Source organism: Nocardia salmonicida, assembly GCF_036142455.1.
GTDB lineage: Bacteria > Actinomycetota > Actinomycetes > Mycobacteriales > Mycobacteriaceae > Nocardia > Nocardia salmonicida.
Genome location: NZ_CP108014.1, coordinates 6473901 through 6489479 on the forward strand (window position 1 = coordinate 6473901; position 15579 = coordinate 6489479).

At 66.3% G+C, this 15579-nt stretch carries 16 protein-coding genes; 10 read left to right on the forward strand and 6 right to left on the reverse strand.

What is annotated here, in order from left to right; all coding sequences use genetic code 11:
• Positions 1-119: 119 nt before the first annotated feature.
• The 8 genes from OHS03_RS30255 to OHS03_RS30290 all read left to right on the forward strand — a co-directional run bounded on the left by OHS03_RS30255 (position 120) and on the right by OHS03_RS30290 (position 8911).
• On the forward strand, positions 120-716 hold the full coding sequence (locus tag OHS03_RS30255; protein ID WP_056819027.1) for a cysteine dioxygenase: 597 nt from the start codon (positions 120-122) through the stop codon (positions 714-716).
• A complete protein-coding gene (locus OHS03_RS30260) occupies positions 716-1147 on the forward strand; it encodes a rhodanese-like domain-containing protein (protein ID WP_328658749.1) in 432 nt (143 codons plus the stop codon). The genes OHS03_RS30255 and OHS03_RS30260 overlap by 1 nt, the downstream gene beginning before the upstream one ends.
• Before the next feature lie 285 nt (positions 1148-1432).
• Positions 1433-2899, forward strand: a complete 1467-nt coding sequence (gene lysS, locus OHS03_RS30265) for a lysine--tRNA ligase (RefSeq protein ID WP_056819379.1) — start codon at positions 1433-1435, stop codon at positions 2897-2899.
• Positions 2900-3014: 115 nt separating this feature from the next.
• On the forward strand, positions 3015-3377 hold the full coding sequence (locus OHS03_RS30270) for a histone-like nucleoid-structuring protein Lsr2 (protein WP_056819023.1): 363 nt from the start codon (positions 3015-3017) through the stop codon (positions 3375-3377).
• 293 nt (positions 3378-3670) lie between these two features.
• A complete protein-coding gene (locus OHS03_RS30275; protein WP_082843641.1) occupies positions 3671-4282 on the forward strand; it encodes an FHA domain-containing protein in 612 nt (203 codons plus the stop codon).
• Positions 4283-4406: 124 nt separating this feature from the next.
• Positions 4407-5063 (forward strand): anthrone oxygenase family protein, encoded by a 657-nt coding sequence (locus tag OHS03_RS30280; RefSeq protein ID WP_328658751.1) that lies wholly within the window; start codon positions 4407-4409, stop codon positions 5061-5063.
• A gap of 77 nt (positions 5064-5140) precedes the next feature.
• Positions 5141-6070, forward strand: a complete 930-nt coding sequence (locus OHS03_RS30285) for an esterase/lipase family protein (RefSeq protein ID WP_328658753.1) — start codon at positions 5141-5143, stop codon at positions 6068-6070.
• A 273-nt stretch (positions 6071-6343) separates the two neighbouring features.
• The gene (locus tag OHS03_RS30290; protein WP_056819377.1) at positions 6344-8911 is read left to right on the forward strand and encodes an ATP-dependent Clp protease ATP-binding subunit; all 2568 of its coding nucleotides are present in this window, start codon (positions 6344-6346) and stop codon (positions 8909-8911) included.
• A 58-nt stretch (positions 8912-8969) separates the two neighbouring features.
• Here the strand turns inward: OHS03_RS30290 and OHS03_RS30295 are convergent, their stop codons facing one another.
• Positions 8970-9761, reverse strand: a complete 792-nt coding sequence (locus tag OHS03_RS30295) for an LLM class flavin-dependent oxidoreductase (protein WP_328658755.1) — start codon at positions 9759-9761, stop codon at positions 8970-8972.
• 12 nt (positions 9762-9773) lie between these two features.
• Positions 9774-10043 (reverse strand): SHOCT domain-containing protein, encoded by a 270-nt coding sequence (locus tag OHS03_RS30300; RefSeq protein WP_328658756.1) that lies wholly within the window; start codon positions 10041-10043, stop codon positions 9774-9776.
• 127 nt (positions 10044-10170) lie between these two features.
• Here OHS03_RS30300 and OHS03_RS30305 point away from each other — a divergent pair, with 127 nt between their 5' ends.
• The gene (locus OHS03_RS30305; RefSeq protein ID WP_328658758.1) at positions 10171-11019 is read left to right on the forward strand and encodes a helix-turn-helix domain-containing protein; all 849 of its coding nucleotides are present in this window, start codon (positions 10171-10173) and stop codon (positions 11017-11019) included.
• On the opposite strand, the gene OHS03_RS30310 is transcribed toward OHS03_RS30305, so the two are convergent.
• Entirely contained in the window at positions 11000-12190 is a 1191-nt protein-coding gene (locus OHS03_RS30310; RefSeq protein ID WP_328658760.1) for an MFS transporter, read from the reverse strand. The two genes, OHS03_RS30305 and OHS03_RS30310, sit on opposite strands and share 20 nt — an antisense overlap.
• A gap of 104 nt (positions 12191-12294) precedes the next feature.
• On the reverse strand, positions 12295-12753 hold the full coding sequence (locus OHS03_RS30315; RefSeq protein WP_328658761.1) for a YfbM family protein: 459 nt from the start codon (positions 12751-12753) through the stop codon (positions 12295-12297).
• A gap of 125 nt (positions 12754-12878) precedes the next feature.
• Here OHS03_RS30315 and OHS03_RS30320 point away from each other — a divergent pair, with 125 nt between their 5' ends.
• Positions 12879-13526, forward strand: a complete 648-nt coding sequence (locus tag OHS03_RS30320; RefSeq protein WP_328658763.1) for a vWA domain-containing protein — start codon at positions 12879-12881, stop codon at positions 13524-13526.
• Positions 13527-13531: 5 nt separating this feature from the next.
• Here the strand turns inward: OHS03_RS30320 and OHS03_RS30325 are convergent, their stop codons facing one another.
• The gene (locus OHS03_RS30325; RefSeq protein ID WP_235569726.1) at positions 13532-14236 is read right to left on the reverse strand and encodes a response regulator transcription factor; all 705 of its coding nucleotides are present in this window, start codon (positions 14234-14236) and stop codon (positions 13532-13534) included.
• Positions 14233-15513, reverse strand: a complete 1281-nt coding sequence (locus OHS03_RS30330; RefSeq protein WP_328658765.1) for a sensor histidine kinase — start codon at positions 15511-15513, stop codon at positions 14233-14235. Before OHS03_RS30330 ends, OHS03_RS30325 begins: the two co-directional genes overlap by 4 nt.
• Between the last annotated feature and the right edge of the window lie 66 nt (positions 15514-15579).

The window sequence follows — 15579 nt, forward strand, 5'->3', positions numbered from 1 at the left end:
AACTATCGCTCGTGATCTTCCGTGTGAGCACCCAGGAGTGTTGTCGAGGCTAATCTGCCTCGACCGTTCGAGGCTGACGTTTTCCCTCGACCGATTTCTCACCTTCTGGAGATGCGCTCATGCGTTCCTCTGTTCTTTCCCTTTCGTCCGCACGCGACGAATACTCCGCGACGCCCCCGCTCGACCGGGCGATCGCTTCGGCCCTGCCAACCCGGTTGCGTCCCGCTGACCTGCTGCGACTCACCGACGAAGGCGCCGAAGACGTGATCTCCGGCCGCTACGACCACCTGCTGCCCGCCGATGGCATCTGGCCCACCGAAGAGCGCTGGGCGACCCGTCTTTCGCACGACGACGAGGTCGATGTCTGGCTGATCAGCTGGACGCCGGGGAAATTCACCGATTTGCACGACCATGCCGGCTCGCTCGGCGCGTTGACCGTGCTGAGCGGCGCCCTCTCGGAATACCGCTGGAATGGGTCGGAGTTACGCAGGCGCACGCTGGCCGCGGGTGATCAGGCGTCGTTCCCGATCGGTTGGGTGCACGACGTGGTGCGCGCGCCCGCCGCCGCGGAATCCGTCGGTCCGCTGGATCCCACCTTGAGCGTGCACGCGTATTCCCCGCCGTTGTCGGCGATGTCGTATTACGAAGTGACCGGCCATGGAACGTTGCGCCGAACCAAAACCGTCCTCACCGACCAGCCCGAAGGTGATCTGTGATGAGCCGTTTGACGATTGATCAGATGCTCGAGAATGCTCGCGAACGACTACATCGGGTGTATGTGTACGACGTGGCCGCCGCGCTGGAGCGTGGCGCGATTCTGGTCGACATCCGGCCCGCAGCACAGCGCGTGCGCGAAGGCTCGCTGCCCGGCGCCCTGGTGATCGAGCGCAATGTTCTGGAATGGCGACTGGATCCGACCTCGTCGGCACGGTTGTCCCTCGCTGTTGATCATGATGTGGAATGGATTATCTTCTGCTCGGAGGGCTACACGTCGAGTTTGGCCGCGGCCGCCCTGCAGGAGTTGGGCTTGCACCGGGCCAGCGACGTGATCGGCGGCTACCAGGCGCTGAAGTCGGCGGGGTTGCTGACCGTGGGTGTCGGCGTCCCGCATTTCGCCCGTGAGATGGACTCCCTGGCCTCGCTGTAAGCTCCCCCGCCTCTCCGCGAATTCAGCGTGCCGTTCGCGAATTCGTGAGGTTCGCCCTCGGTCTCACGTCCGGCGCGCGACGACTCCGAGGTGGTTGGGGAGTTACCCAGGTCGTCGCGAAATCAGTGAGGCACTTCACAATTCATAGGCGGGTGGCGCGGTGAGGCGGGGGAGGGGTAAAACCCTTTCAGGCGACCGCTAATGTTGTCGGATGTGAGCACTCCTAACCCCGCCGCACCCGGCCGCGCCGCCACTTCCGCCGTGGACATCGATGTTCCCGAGCAGATGCGGATTCGTCGGGACAAGCGTGAACGGCTGCTCACCGAGGGCGGTGAGGCCTACCCGGTGGTGGTGCCGCGAACCCACACGCTGGCCGAAATCCGTGCCGCCTACCCGGATCTGGAAGCCGACACCCAGACCGGTCTGCAGGCCGGTATCGCGGGCCGCGTCATTTTCGTTCGTAATACCGGCAAGCTGTGCTTCGCCACGCTGCAGGAGGGCGACGGCACCAAGCTGCAGGCGATGATCAGCCTCAACGGCGTCGGAGCCGACGCGCTGGCGGCCTGGAAGGCCGATGTCGACCTCGGTGACTTCGTGTTCGTGCACGGTGAGGTCATCTCCTCGCGCACCGGGGAATTGAGCGTGATGGCCGATTCCTGGTCGATGGCGGCCAAGTCGCTTCGCCCGCTGCCGGTGGCGCACAAGGAGATGAACGAGGAGTCGCGCGTTCGTCAGCGCTATGTCGACCTGATCGTGCGTCCCGAGGCCAGGGAAATGGCCCGTACTCGCGTGAATGTGGTCCGTGCGCTGCGCAACGCGCTCGAGCGCCGCGGCTTCCTCGAGGTCGAGACCCCGATGCTGCAGACCATCCACGGCGGCGCCGCCGCGCGCCCCTTCGTGACCCATTCCAATGCGCTGGACATGGATCTTTTCCTGCGTATCGCGCCGGAGCTGTTCCTCAAGCGTTGTGTGGTCGGCGGCCTGGAGAAGGTCTTCGAGATCAACCGGAACTTCCGCAACGAAGGCGCCGACTCCACCCATTCACCCGAGTTCGCGATGCTGGAAACCTACGAGGCATACGGCACCTATGACGACTCGGCGACGATGACCCGGGAATTGATCCAGGAAGTCGCGCGGGAGGCATTCGGCACCCTCCTTGTGACACTTGCCGACGGCACTGAATATGATCTCGGTGGCGAGTGGACGACCGTCGAGATGTATCCCTCGCTGTCGGAGTCGATCGGTGTCGAGGTGACTCCGGAAACCACTGTCGAGGAATTGCTCGCACTCGCCGATCGGGTAGGTCTGGAAATTCCTTCCGACAAGGGCTACGGTCACGGGAAACTGGTCGAAGAACTGTGGGAACACGCGTATGGCGACAAGCTCTACGCGCCGACTTTCGTTCGCGACTTCCCGGTCGAGACTTCACCGCTCACCCGTCAGCATCGCAGCAAGTCCGGTGTCACCGAGAAGTGGGACCTCTATGTTCGCGGCTTCGAGTTGGCAACGGGCTATTCGGAACTGGTAGACCCGGTGATCCAGCGTGAACGCTTCGTCGACCAGGCGAGGTTGGCCGCGGCAGGCGATGACGAGGCCATGGTGCTCGATGAAGACTTCCTCGCCGCGATGGAACACGGCATGCCGCCGACCACTGGAACGGGTATGGGAATCGATCGCTTGTTGATGGCACTCACGGGTTCGGGAATCCGGGAAACGATCCTGTTCCCGATTGTCCGACCCACTAGTCGCTGACCAGTGAATTCTCGGGGTGAAGACCCCGTGTTGGAAATTTCGCATTTCGGGGTATTCTTGCCTCGGGTATTCGGCCTGGAGGCAGGCTTGACGATTTCGAGAGGACGTTCATCTCATGGCAAAGAAGGTCACCGTTAGCCTGATCGACGATGTCGACGGTGAGTCCATCGCGGACGAGACCATCGAGTTCGCTATCGATGGGGTGTCGTACGAGATCGATCTGTCGGACGCAAATGCGGCGCGCCTGCGTGAAGGCCTGGACGAGTGGGTCGCCAACGCCCGCCGTGTGAGTGGCCGTCGCCGGGTGAAGGCTGCCGGTGCACCCGCGCCGCAGGGTAAGAGCCGCGTTTCCATGGACCGTGAACAGAGCGCCGCAATTCGCGAATGGGCTCGGCGTAAGGGCCACAAGGTCTCGGCCCGCGGTCGTATCTCGGCGGAAATCACCGACGCGTACAACAAAGAGGTCGGCAAGAACTGAGTTATTTGCGGCGTGGGCGCCGCGTGGTTCGCGGCCCCGCCGGTCCCGCTGTTGAGGAGCCGTTGCTTGCTCCTTCGTCGCGTACGCAACGGCACCTCAACAGCGGGACGGCCGCGAACGGCAGGCTGCGCCTGCCTGCCCCTCCTCGGGGTCGGGGCGTGTGGGGTCGGGTTTTGTGGGGTCGCCCGATTTCTGGTCGGGTTTTCGAGTCCGGGTCGTGTGGGGTCGGGGTGGTAGGGAAGTAGACTGTTGGCCGTGCACAAGGTGTTTCGAGTATCCGGCGGAGTCGCGCAGTGAGTTCCTTCCTGCGGTATACCGACGACACCGGTAAGCAGCATGAACTGGCCCTCGAGGCCGGGCAGCAGCGTGTGACCATCGGGCGCAATGTGCAGGCCGACCTCGTGCTCGCGTGGGACGTCGAGGTGTCCCGTCTGCACGCGGCCGTCGAACATCTCGGTGCGCACTGGACCATCATCGATGACGGACTTTCGCGTAACGGCACCTTCGTCAACGGTGAGCGGCTGGTCGGTCGGCGTCGATTGAGTCCTGGCGACCGTATTCGGGTCGGGACCACGCTCGTACATTTCTTCGATTTCGGCGGTGTGGTGGACGACGCCACGCATACCGCGTCGGGGTCCATCCCCACGATGCGTTCACTGACCGAGACCCAGCGCGCGGTGCTGGTCGCGCTGTGCCGTCCGTACAAGCACGGCACCGGATTCGCGACGCCCGCGTCGAATCAGCAGATCGCCGAGGAATTGTTCCTCTCCATCGACGCGATCAAAACCCACCTGCGCGCCTTGTTCGCGAAGTTCGGGGTGGAAAATCTCCCGCAGAACCAGAAGCGCACCCGACTGGCCGCGCTGGCCATGCAGAGCGGACTGATCTCCGACCACGATTTGTGACCGCGACGCTCGCGTAGATCCGTGAGCGCCTGAACTATGTCGCGGACGCGCGCTGGGCGGTTGACTTACTCGTATCACCGGAGCACGGGATCGAAGCTCCGGACCACGAGTCAGGAGACATCGCATGTTCGCAGTTCGGATGGCCACCATGGTGCTGGCCTTGCTCAGTACCGGACTCATCGCCGGGGTGTTCTACGCGTACGCGATCTCGGTGATGCCCGCGCTGGCTCGCACCGATGACCGCACGCTGATCGACGTCATGCAGAAGATCAATGTCGTGATCATCAACCCCTGGTTCATGTTCGGCTTCATGGGCACGGTCGGATTCACCGCGCTCGCGGCCGCTCTGCACCTCGGTAAGGAGCAGCGCTCGACGCTGATCTGGATCGGAATCGCGTTGGCGCTCAACGTGATCGCGTTCGCCGTCACCGCGGGCCTGAACGTGCCGCTCAACGACGCGCTCGCCGCGGCGGGTGATCCCGCCTCGATCGCCGACACCGCCGCCGTGCGTGCGGATTTCGAGGCGACCTGGGTTCGCTGGAACATCGTGCGCGCGGTGGTGCACACTGCCGCATTCCTGGTGCTGTGCGGTGCGCTGTTCGCGGCGGGCGTGCAGCAGGGCAAGTCGAGTTCGTCCGCTGACGTGGCTGCCGGACAGTCCTTCTCACAGGGTCAGAGCTTCGCTCAGGTCGGCGGCCCTGTTGCCGGACAGCAGTTCGCGCAGCAGTCGGGCGCTCCGATCGCCGGAGCGCCGCACGGCGCGCAGCACCAGCGTCGATGATTTCCGGCCGGTAGCGCCACGCGATCACTAGAACGTGTTCCATGATAAGTGGAACACGTTCTAGTGAGGAGTCGTTCATGCGACGTAGTTCGCTCGCGGTGCTGGCCGCGGCCCTGTTCGCCTGTCTGCCCGCCACCGCATCGGCCCAGCCGCTCCCGGTCGACTACAACTTCTTCGCCGGCATCCCCCCGGAGCTCACCAACCCGGGCGGCTCACTTCCCGGCTCGAACGACCCGGGCTGCGTCCCCTCGGCCGAACATCCGGATCCGGTGGTCCTGCTGCACGGCACCGGGGGCGGAGCGCAGACGAACTGGGGCGTATACGCCCCGCTGCTGGCCAACGAGGGCTATTGCGTCTTCTCTCTCACCTACGGCGCCTACGCCCTGCCATGGCCCGTCTCGGCGATCGGCGGGATGCGTCCCATCGAGCAGAGCGCCGCCGAGGTCGCGGCCTTCGTCGACGGTGTGCTGGCCCGCACCGGCGCCGAGCGGGTCGACCTGATCGCCCATTCGCAGGGCAATATCGTCGGCAACTACTACGTCAAGCGGCTCGGCGGCGGGGACAAGGTCGGCAAGCTCGTCGGGATCGCGCCGCCCTGGCTCGGCACCAACGCGTTCGGGGCGGGCGATATCGCCCACTTCAGCCGGGCGCTCGGCGCGGGACCCGCTTTCGACGCGGTCAGTTCGTCGCTGTGTCAGGCCTGCGGACAGATGTTCACCGGCTCGCCCTTCATGACCTCGCTGAACGCCGACGGCGTGTACGACCCGAGGGTCACCTACACCAATGTCGTCTCCGCCATCGACGAGTTGGTCGTCCCGCACACCTCGGGCCTGGTCCCCGGCCCGAACGCCACCTCGTTCGTCGTGCAGGACGGTTGTGCGCAGGACTACTCCGAACACCTGGCCATCGCGGGCAGTCCCCGCGCGGCCGGTCACGTTCTCAACGCCCTCGATCCGGCCAGACAGGCCCCCGTTCCGTGTGAATTCGTCCCACCCTTCACCGGATAACACCCCGACGGCGATTTCGCTGTAGGCAAAACTGAACAGGAAACGAATGCCGCGACGTGCGCGTTGTCAGTAGGTGACCATGTTGTCGCCGGTCTTCAATAGGGTGGACCGGCGGCGGCGGAATCCCCTGCCAACTAGAGTGGATGGCGGGGGCCGCAACCCCCGGGCTTCATGGCAGGCTGACGGCGAAGTTGTCGGTCCGACGCCCTAGGTTGTATCGAGCATACTGCGGCGTCTGTTGCCAGAATGTCGGAGCAGGAGAGTGAGGGAGCGATGTTCGAGAGGTTCACCGACCGCGCGAGGCGTGTCGTTGTCCTGGCCCAAGAAGAGGCCCGGATGCTCAACCACAACTACATCGGCACCGAGCACATCCTGCTTGGGTTGATCCACGAGGGCGAGGGCGTGGCGGCGAAGTCGCTGGAGTCCCTTGGTATCTCGCTGGAGGGTGTGCGTAGCCAGGTCGAGGAGATCATCGGGCAGGGCCAGCAGGCGCCGTCCGGTCACATCCCCTTCACCCCGCGTGCCAAAAAGGTGCTGGAGCTGAGCCTGCGCGAGGCGCTGCAGCTCGGCCACAACTACATCGGTACCGAGCACATCCTGCTCGGCCTCATCCGCGAGGGCGAGGGCGTCGCGGCCCAGGTGCTGGTCAAGCTGGGTGCCGACCTCAACCGTGTCCGTCAGCAGGTCATCCAGCTGCTGTCCGGGTACCAGGGCAAGGAGCCCGTCGAGGGCGCCGGTCCGCGCGGCGAGGCGGGCACTCCGTCCACGTCGCTGGTGCTCGACCAGTTCGGCCGCAACCTCACTCAGGCCGCGCTCGAAGGCAAGCTCGACCCGGTCATCGGCCGCTCGAAGGAAATCGAGCGCGTCATGCAGGTGCTGAGCCGCCGCACCAAGAACAACCCGGTGCTGATCGGCGAGCCCGGTGTCGGTAAGACCGCTGTCGTCGAGGGCCTGGCACAGGCCATCGTCAACGGCGAGGTCCCCGAGACCCTCAAGGACAAGCAGCTCTACACCCTCGACCTGGGCTCCCTGGTCGCGGGCAGCCGCTACCGCGGTGACTTCGAAGAGCGCCTCAAGAAGGTGCTCAAGGAGATCAACACCCGCGGCGACATCATCCTGTTCATCGACGAGCTGCACACGCTCGTCGGCGCGGGTGCTGCCGAAGGCGCCATCGACGCGGCCTCGATCCTGAAGCCGAAGCTGGCCCGTGGCGAGCTGCAGACCATCGGCGCCACCACTCTCGACGAGTACCGCAAGTACATCGAGAAGGACGCCGCGCTGGAACGACGCTTCCAGCCGGTCCAGGTGGGCGAGCCGACCGTCGAGCACACCATCAACATCCTCAAGGGTCTGCGCGACCGCTACGAGGCGCACCACCGGGTCTCCATCACCGATGGCGCTCTCGTCGCCGCCGCCACCCTGGCCGACCGCTACATCAACGACCGGTTCCTGCCGGACAAGGCGATCGACCTGATCGACGAAGCGGGCGCGCGCATGCGCATCCGCCGGATGACCGCTCCGCCGGACCTGCGCGACTTCGACGACAAGATCGCCGATGCTCGTCGGGAGAAGGAAAGCGCTATCGACGCGCAGGACTTCGAAAAGGCCGCGCGTCTGCGCGACAAGGAGAAGCAGCTCGTCGCCAAGCGTGCCGAGCGGGAAAAGCAGTGGCGTTCCGGTGATCTGGACGTCGTGGCCGAGGTCGACGACGAGCAGATCGCGGAGGTGCTGGCCAACTGGACCGGCATCCCCGTCTTCAAGCTCACCGAGGAGGAGACCACCCGTCTGCTCCGCATGGAAGACGAGCTGCACAAGCGGATCATCGGCCAGGAGGATGCCGTCAAGGCCGTCTCCAAGGCGATCCGCCGCACTCGCGCCGGTCTGAAGGACCCCAAGCGTCCGTCGGGCTCGTTCATCTTCGCCGGCCCCTCGGGTGTCGGTAAGACCGAGCTCGCCAAGTCGCTGGCGAACTTCCTGTTCGGTGACGACGACGCGCTCATCCAGATCGACATGGGCGAGTTCCACGACCGCTTCACCGCTTCTCGTCTGTTCGGTGCCCCTCCCGGGTACGTGGGCTACGAGGAGGGCGGCCAGCTCACCGAAAAGGTGCGCCGCAAGCCGTTCTCGGTGGTGCTGTTCGACGAGATCGAGAAGGCGCACCAGGAGATCTACAACACCCTCCTGCAGGTGCTCGAGGACGGCCGTCTCACCGACGGTCAGGGTCGTACGGTCGACTTCAAGAACACCGTGCTGATCTTCACCTCGAACCTGGGCACCTCCGACATCTCGAAGGCTGTGGGCCTGGGCTTCACCCAGTCCAGTGTCGAGGGCTCGAACTACGAGCGGATGAAGCTCAAGGTCAACGACGAGCTGAAGAAGCACTTCCGTCCCGAGTTCCTCAACCGCATCGACGACGTGATCGTCTTCCACCAGCTCACGAGCGAACAGATCGTGATGATGGTGGACCTGATGATCGCTCGCGTCGGCAAGCAGCTGAAGAACAAGGACATGGCCATGGAGCTGACCGATCAGGCCAAGAGCCTGCTCGCGAAGCGTGGTTTCGACCCGGTCCTCGGCGCTCGTCCGCTGCGTCGCACGATTCAGCGCGAGATCGAAGACCAGCTGTCGGAGAAGATCCTCTTCGGCGAGATCGGCGCGGGCCAGACCATTCTGGTCGACGTCGAAGGCTGGAACGGCGAGGGTCTCGGCGAGGACGCCAAGTTCACCTTCACCGGCAAGACGAAGCTGACCAAGGCTTCCGCAGGCGACGACAAGCCAGAGGTTGTCCTCACCGGCGCCGCCGAGGGCACTGCGCCCGAGGCCGCCGCCTCCGGCGAGTAATCAACTGAACCGAAAAGCCCGCCCCCTAGAGCAGGGGGCGGGCTTTTCGCTTCTCCGATTACTGACGCGCGCGTTCGAGCACCGGGGCGAAGGCGGTAGCCAGCTCGCCGGGGACGATCAGTTCGTCGATTCCGTAGCGCTCGCTGCGGGATTCGAGGATTTCCACAGCGGCCTGTGGATCGCTGGGGAGAAGTCCGGCGGCACCCGCGGCGCGGAGTTTTTCGGGGGTGTGGCCGAGCCGTGTGCTCAGCCAGGTGGGCAGGTGCTCGCCGATACCGACGAGTTGGAGGGTGAATCGGACGTCGCGGTCGGTGTGGGCGGTGACGGTGCCGACCATCCGGGCGAGGTCGTCTTCGGTCGCGTCCGGTGCGGCCGCCAGCAGGATCCGATCGGCGTACTCGGCCGCGGTGGTGAGCATTCGCGGGCCGCTCGCCGCGATCACCACCGGTGGAGCCGGGTCGACCTGGGTACGCACCGCGGTGATGGTGTCGATCAGCTGGTTGCGTCGTTCGGCCGCCGAACCCCATGGCATGGCGAGCCTTTCGGCTTCCACCCGAGCGTCCGGCCTTCCGGTGCCGATTCCCAGTTCGAACCGTCCGTCCGAAAGTAGTTGCAGCGCAGCTGTGTCCCGAACGGTGGCGGTGGACGACCGGAACGGCGCGGCCAGCACATTCGGTCGCAACCGCACGTTCTCTGTCACCGCGGCGGCCGCGGCCAGGGCGATGAGTGGTGAGGGCGTGTACAGCGTGTCCGGCAGCATCAGCGTGTCGTAGCCCTGCGCCTGCGCTCCGGTGACCGCACGCGCCCACTCCGGTCCGGACCGCGGCATGAGCACGATTCCGAATCGCATCCCGATCCCTCCCTACTTCTTCTCGCGCCCGCGCGGTTCGTTCAGCACCGCGAGCCTGCCGCGGTACTCGTCCTCGGTGATCTCGCCGCGAGCGAACCCTGCCCGCAGGGCGGACACCGCGCCACCGCGGCCCACGCACCGTCGGCGGGCGAAGAACACCACCGCGATCACCGTGATCCAGAACAGCAGCGGAAAGATCCAGAAGAACGGCCAGGGATGCCACCCTCCGTCGTAGTGGTCGGCCAGCAGAGTCAGCGTCGTCGCGCTGTCGAAAATGTTCATGGCTCAACCCTGCTCGCCCGGACGCGCGACGACATCGGCCGCGAGACCCGATCCGGCGTACGTCCCGACGCGTATGTCCCGACCGGTACCGTGAAGTGCATCGAAGTTCCATCACGAGGGGTGCGCAGTGACACAGGCCGAAGGTGCGCAGAGCCTCGATGATGTGCTGGCCGGTGTGCAGTGGCGGTTCGCGGGACGCGACGAGTTCACGCTGACGCCAGGTCAGTGGGAGTTCATGACCGAGCCGAGTGCGTTGGTCGTGCTGGACGGGCTGGTCCGCGTCGAGGGACTCAGCACGACAGAGGATCTGGCGAGCGGCGACTTCCTGTTCGTTCCCGGCACAGTCCGGTTCGCGATCAACGCGCTGTCGGCGGGCCGGGTGCTCCGGGTGCGCCTCGATCCCGTCGGGACCGGCGGCGCCATGACCGCGCTGCCGCAACGACTGCTGCTGACCGGTTTCGTCGAGCACACGCCGTTGGCCGCCACCATGTTTCGCCACCTGGTCGAGCAGTGCCCCGACCCGTTCGGTGTTCAGGGCGACCGGGTGGCCACGTTGATCACCTCGATGGCGATCGAGTCCTGGCATGCCCGTGGATGCGCGCCGCAACGGTGGCTACTGAAGGTGAACGAGCCCGGAGTAGCGCAGGCGGTGGCCGCGATGCATGCCGATCCTGGGCAGGAGTGGACAGTCGAGGGGCTGGCGAAGATCGCGCTGGCCTCGCGGTCCGGGTTCGCCGCCCGGTTCCAGGCGGCGACCGGCCTCACGCCGGGCCGGTACCTGACGAAACTGCGGATCGAGCGGGCGCAGCTGTTGCTGACCGACCACGCTGTGCCGGTCGGCGCGGTGGCGCGCCGCCTCGGCTATCGCTCGGAGACGGCGTTCGGGCGGGCCTTCCGGCGGCACACGGGCCACACGCCGACGGATTGGCGGCGTGCGACCCGAGCGCCTGCGGATGTCAGCGCGCCGCCAGGGTGAGTGAGCGTCGGATCAGCACACCACCGAGCACCGCGGCGAGGGCGCCGAGCGCGTAGGTGGCGGCCAGGCCGATGCTGTCCACCCCACGACCGCCGACCGCCGAGCCGAGGATGATCGCCAGCTGGAAACCGCCGACGATCAGCCCGCTGCCCGCTTCCATCCGATCGGGCAGCACCCGCGACACCCACACCTGCACGAGATTGAGGATGCCGCCGAACGCGGCGCCCCACACGACCACGGCCAGGTAGGCGAGCGGGGCGAACGTCGCGGAGGCGATGATCGCGAGCAATGACAGGCCGATAGCCGTGGGCACCGCCAGCAGCAGGGCGCCGAGGTGGCGGTCGGCGAGGGCGCCGAGAACGAAGTTGCCGAGCAGTCCACCGACGCCGAACAGGGCGAGCAGGACCGGGATCACCGCCGGGCCCGCGCCGAGCAGTTCAGCGAGGGCCGGGCGGATATAGGTGTATCCGGCGAAGTGTCCTGCGACGACGGCGACCATGCTGAGCAGGCCGAGCGTTACGCCCGGAGCCCGAAGGGCGCTACCGAGTGCGGCGAACCCGACGCCCTTGCTCGGTGCGATCGGCGGCAACATCAGCCGCACGGCGACGGCAGTGGCGGCGGTCAGCGCGGCCGCGATCAGGAAGGTCGTCCGCCAACCGGCGTAGGTGCTCAGCAGCACACCGAGCGGTACTCCGGCCACCGTCGCGACCGTGGTCCCCGCGTTCACGATCATCATCGCTTTGCCGAGCCGCTCGGCGGGCACGAGCTTGGCGGCGATCACCAGCGCCATCGACCAGTAGCCGCCGACAGCCAGCCCGAGGAGCAGACGCGCGATCAGCAACAGCACGATGTTCGGTGCGAGCGCCACCACCACGTTCGACACCGCCGCGCCGATGGTCAGCCCGATCAGCAGGGTGCGTCGATCCAGGCGGGGAAACAGCGCGCCCAACCCTAGTGCGGCTAGCAAGGCGGTCAGGGCCGTCGCGCTCACCGAGAGCCCGACGACTCCCTCGGGCACATTCAGATCGGTTGCCAGCGCGGTGAGTACGCCGGGGGGCAGGAATTCGGCGGTCACCAGCGTGAAGCTGCCGAGGAACATGGTCAGCAGGGCGGGCCAGACCCGGCGATCGGTGTTCTCCACCGTCGCGTCGGCCGTCGAAGTCGTTGTCATGCCAGGTGCAACAGCGCCATTCGCCGCCGTCCTCGCCCGAAACGCCACCGCATCCGACTCAAACGCCGCGTTCGAGCGGCGTCGAGAACGAGCCGAAGTCGCGGCTATTCGAACCGGGAGAGCACGGGCGAGTTCTTCGCACTGGCGAACAGCAGGAATTCCACCAGTCCTTCGTAGTGTTCCCGCAGATATTCGTGGCAGAAGTCGGTGTCCCAGATATCCGGGTACACGTCGTTGTCATCCATGTCGTCCGGGGCGAAGTGTTCGGCGAGGGCGGTGAACGGTGTCGCGGCCAGAGTGTGAGCTGCGGTGGACACCTCGTCGGGTGTCCAGAGGCGCGGCTCGCCGTCGCCTGCCCACGGGTCGAGGTCACGGAGCAGGTCGACATCGACTCTTGCGGCTGCCAGTAGGTAGCGCAGTCCGTCCCAGGACTTGTCGATGTCGCCGACTGGTTCGCCGGTGTTGTCGATGGCTTCGACGAGTTCGAATGCGGCCTCGGCATCGGCGGTGATGCGGGCGGCGTCGGCCTCGGAGATGCGGTGGAATGCGAGCACTGGTCCCATGGTGGGAAAGGTAGAAATCCAGGCTTGGCGATACCTTGGCGACTTCTTTTCGCCGGTCGGAGCGCCCTCTTTCGCGGCGTACGGTGGGAATTGCTCGTCCAACCGACACGGGGGTGTTCGCACACATGACTGATTCCGACCGCACACTGATCGCCGTTCTGCTCGACCGCTCCGGGTCCATGCAGACCATCAAGGCCGACACCGAAGGTGGGTTGGCCGCCTATTTCGAACAGCAGCGCTCGGTGCCGAAGAAGATCGAGGTCACGCTCGCTCAGTTCGACACCACCTACGACGTGGTCTACGCGAATGCGCCGTTGGATCGGGTACCGGCGCCGAGCTTGCATCCGCGCGGTGGGACTGCGCTCTACGACGCACTCGGCAAGCTCGTCACCAGCGTGGGCGCCGAACTGGCCGACCGCCCCGAACACGACCGCCCCGGCACCGTGATCATCGTCGTCCTCACCGACGGCCACGAGAACTCCAGCCGCGAATGGACCCACGCCGCCGTGAAGTCGCTCATCACTCAGCAACAAGACGCCTACAACTGGACCTTCGTTTTCCTCGGCGCCAACATGGACGCCGTCGAAGTAGGCTCCAACCTCGGCTTCGACCCCGGCTCGGCGATCACCTACGCACCGGTCGCCGGTGGCGTCCGAGGCGCCTTCGACGCCCTCTCCGCCTACTCCGCCCGAGCCCAAGCCGCCCCAGCGGGCGCCGCCCGCCGCGCTCGCTTCTCCGCCTCCGAACGCCGACAAGCAGACCAGGGCAAGTGAGTCGCCTACTGCCAACCCGGGCGGACCAGGCCTGATTCGTAGGCGAGGACTACGAGTTGGGTGCGGTCTCGGGCGGCCAGTTTGGTGAGGATTCGGCTGACGTGGGTGCGGGCGGTGGCGGGGGACATGTAGAGGCGGGCGCCGATTTCGGCGTTGGTGAGGCCCTCGGCTACCAGGATCATCACTTCGCGTTCGCGGTCGGTGAGTTCGGCGAAGGCGGCGGGGGGTGGTTGTTTTGCGTGGGTGGAGAACTCGGCGAGCAGGCGGCGGGTGACGCCGGGGGACAGGAGGGCGTCGCCTGCCGCCACGACGCGGACGGCGCGCAGCAGATCGGCGGGTTCGGTGTGTTTGACCAGGAAGCCCGCGGCGCCAGCGCGGATCGCTTCGAAGACGTATTCGTCGAGTTCGAAGGTGGTGAGGACGACGACGCGCACCGGCGCCAGCTGGGGGTCGTCGGCGATCATGCGGGTGGCGGCCAGCCCGTCGAGGATCGGCATGCGGATGTCCATCAGCACCACGTCCGGGACAAGAGCGCGGGTCATCCGGACCGCCTGCTCACCGTTTTCGGCCTCACCGATGACTTCGATGTCGTCCTGCGCGTCCAGCAGGGCGACGAAACCACCACGCACCAGCGCCTGATCATCGGCGACGAGGAGACGGATCTTCGCTCGGCCCGCTCCGATCGGCGGCAGTTCGGCAGGGTCGCTCACGCGCCGGCCTCCTTGCCGGATGACTCCGAAGACCGCGCCGACGTGCTCGAAGCCACGGGGCGAGCGGGCAATCGAGCCGCGACCCGGAACCCGCCCGACGGTCGCGGACCCGCGGTGAGCGCCCCGCCGAGCGCATGTGCCCGCTCCCGCATCCCGATGATCCCGTTGCCGCCGATCCCGGTTCGAACAGCGGTCTCGGTCGGGCGGGTGTTGTCGACGGTGATGTCCACCGATTCCGGTGCGTAGCGCAGGGTGATCAGCGCCGTCGCGCCGGGCGCGTGGCGCACCACGTTGGTCAGCGATTCCTGAATGATCCTGGCCGCCGCTACATCGATCACGCTCGGCAGCTTCTTGGGCGTACCGATGATCTTGGTGTCGACGTCGAGCCCGGTCGCCCGGGTGCGTTCGAGCAGGGTGTCGAGGTCGTCGAGGGTCGGTGCGGGAGCGCGCGGCGCGGGGCGGGGCGGAACAGGTACGTCATCGGGGACGCCGACATGTTCGGGGTACTCCGGCACCACGGCGGTCCCGCTGCGAATCGCGTGCAGCAGCGTGTGCACCTCGGTGAGCGCCTCTTTCGATGTCGTCTTGATGGTCGCCAGCGCCGCGGCAGCCTGCTGTGGCTTGCGGTCGAACAACTCCAGCGCCACCGACGACTGCACATTGATCAGCGAAAGGCTGTGCGCGAGAACATCGTGCAGCTCGCGGGCGATGGCCAACCGCTCCTCGGACGCTGCCCTGGCCTGCTGGGCCTGTTCGTCGCGCTGGGCGGCCTCGGCCCGCTGCTTGCGCGCGAGCACCACCGCGCGTCGCTGCCGCATCCCCTCCGCGATCGCGACCAGCACGCCCATCCACGCCAGCAGCCCGAATATCTGCCACGCGTCGGAGTGCCGCCCGAGCAGGGCGGGCAACGGCCACACCATCGTCAGGTAGCCGATCGCGACCACCGGGTATGTGCGCCAACGGGATCCAGTGACGGCTGCCGACAGGAAGGCGATCACCAGCGAGAGGAAAATCGGCCCGTACCCGTAATCACGCAGCACATAGGTCACTGTGGCGACCAACGCCACCAGCAGCACCGGTTCGGGCAGCACCCGCCGGAAACCGAGCGCGATCGGCCCCGCGAGCAGCAGCAGATACGCGAACGCGTCCAGCGACCGCACTCCGGTTTGATGCGAATTCGCACCGGAACTACCGGCCAGCTGGATCACCGCGACCACCACTGCCAGGCCCCAGTCCTGAACGACCGAGCCACGCTCCCACTTCGCAGACGCTCCCACGTGCTCAACCCTATTGTGTGCGCCCACCCACCGCGTCGGCCTGCGCACGTATTTCCTGTGCGAGGC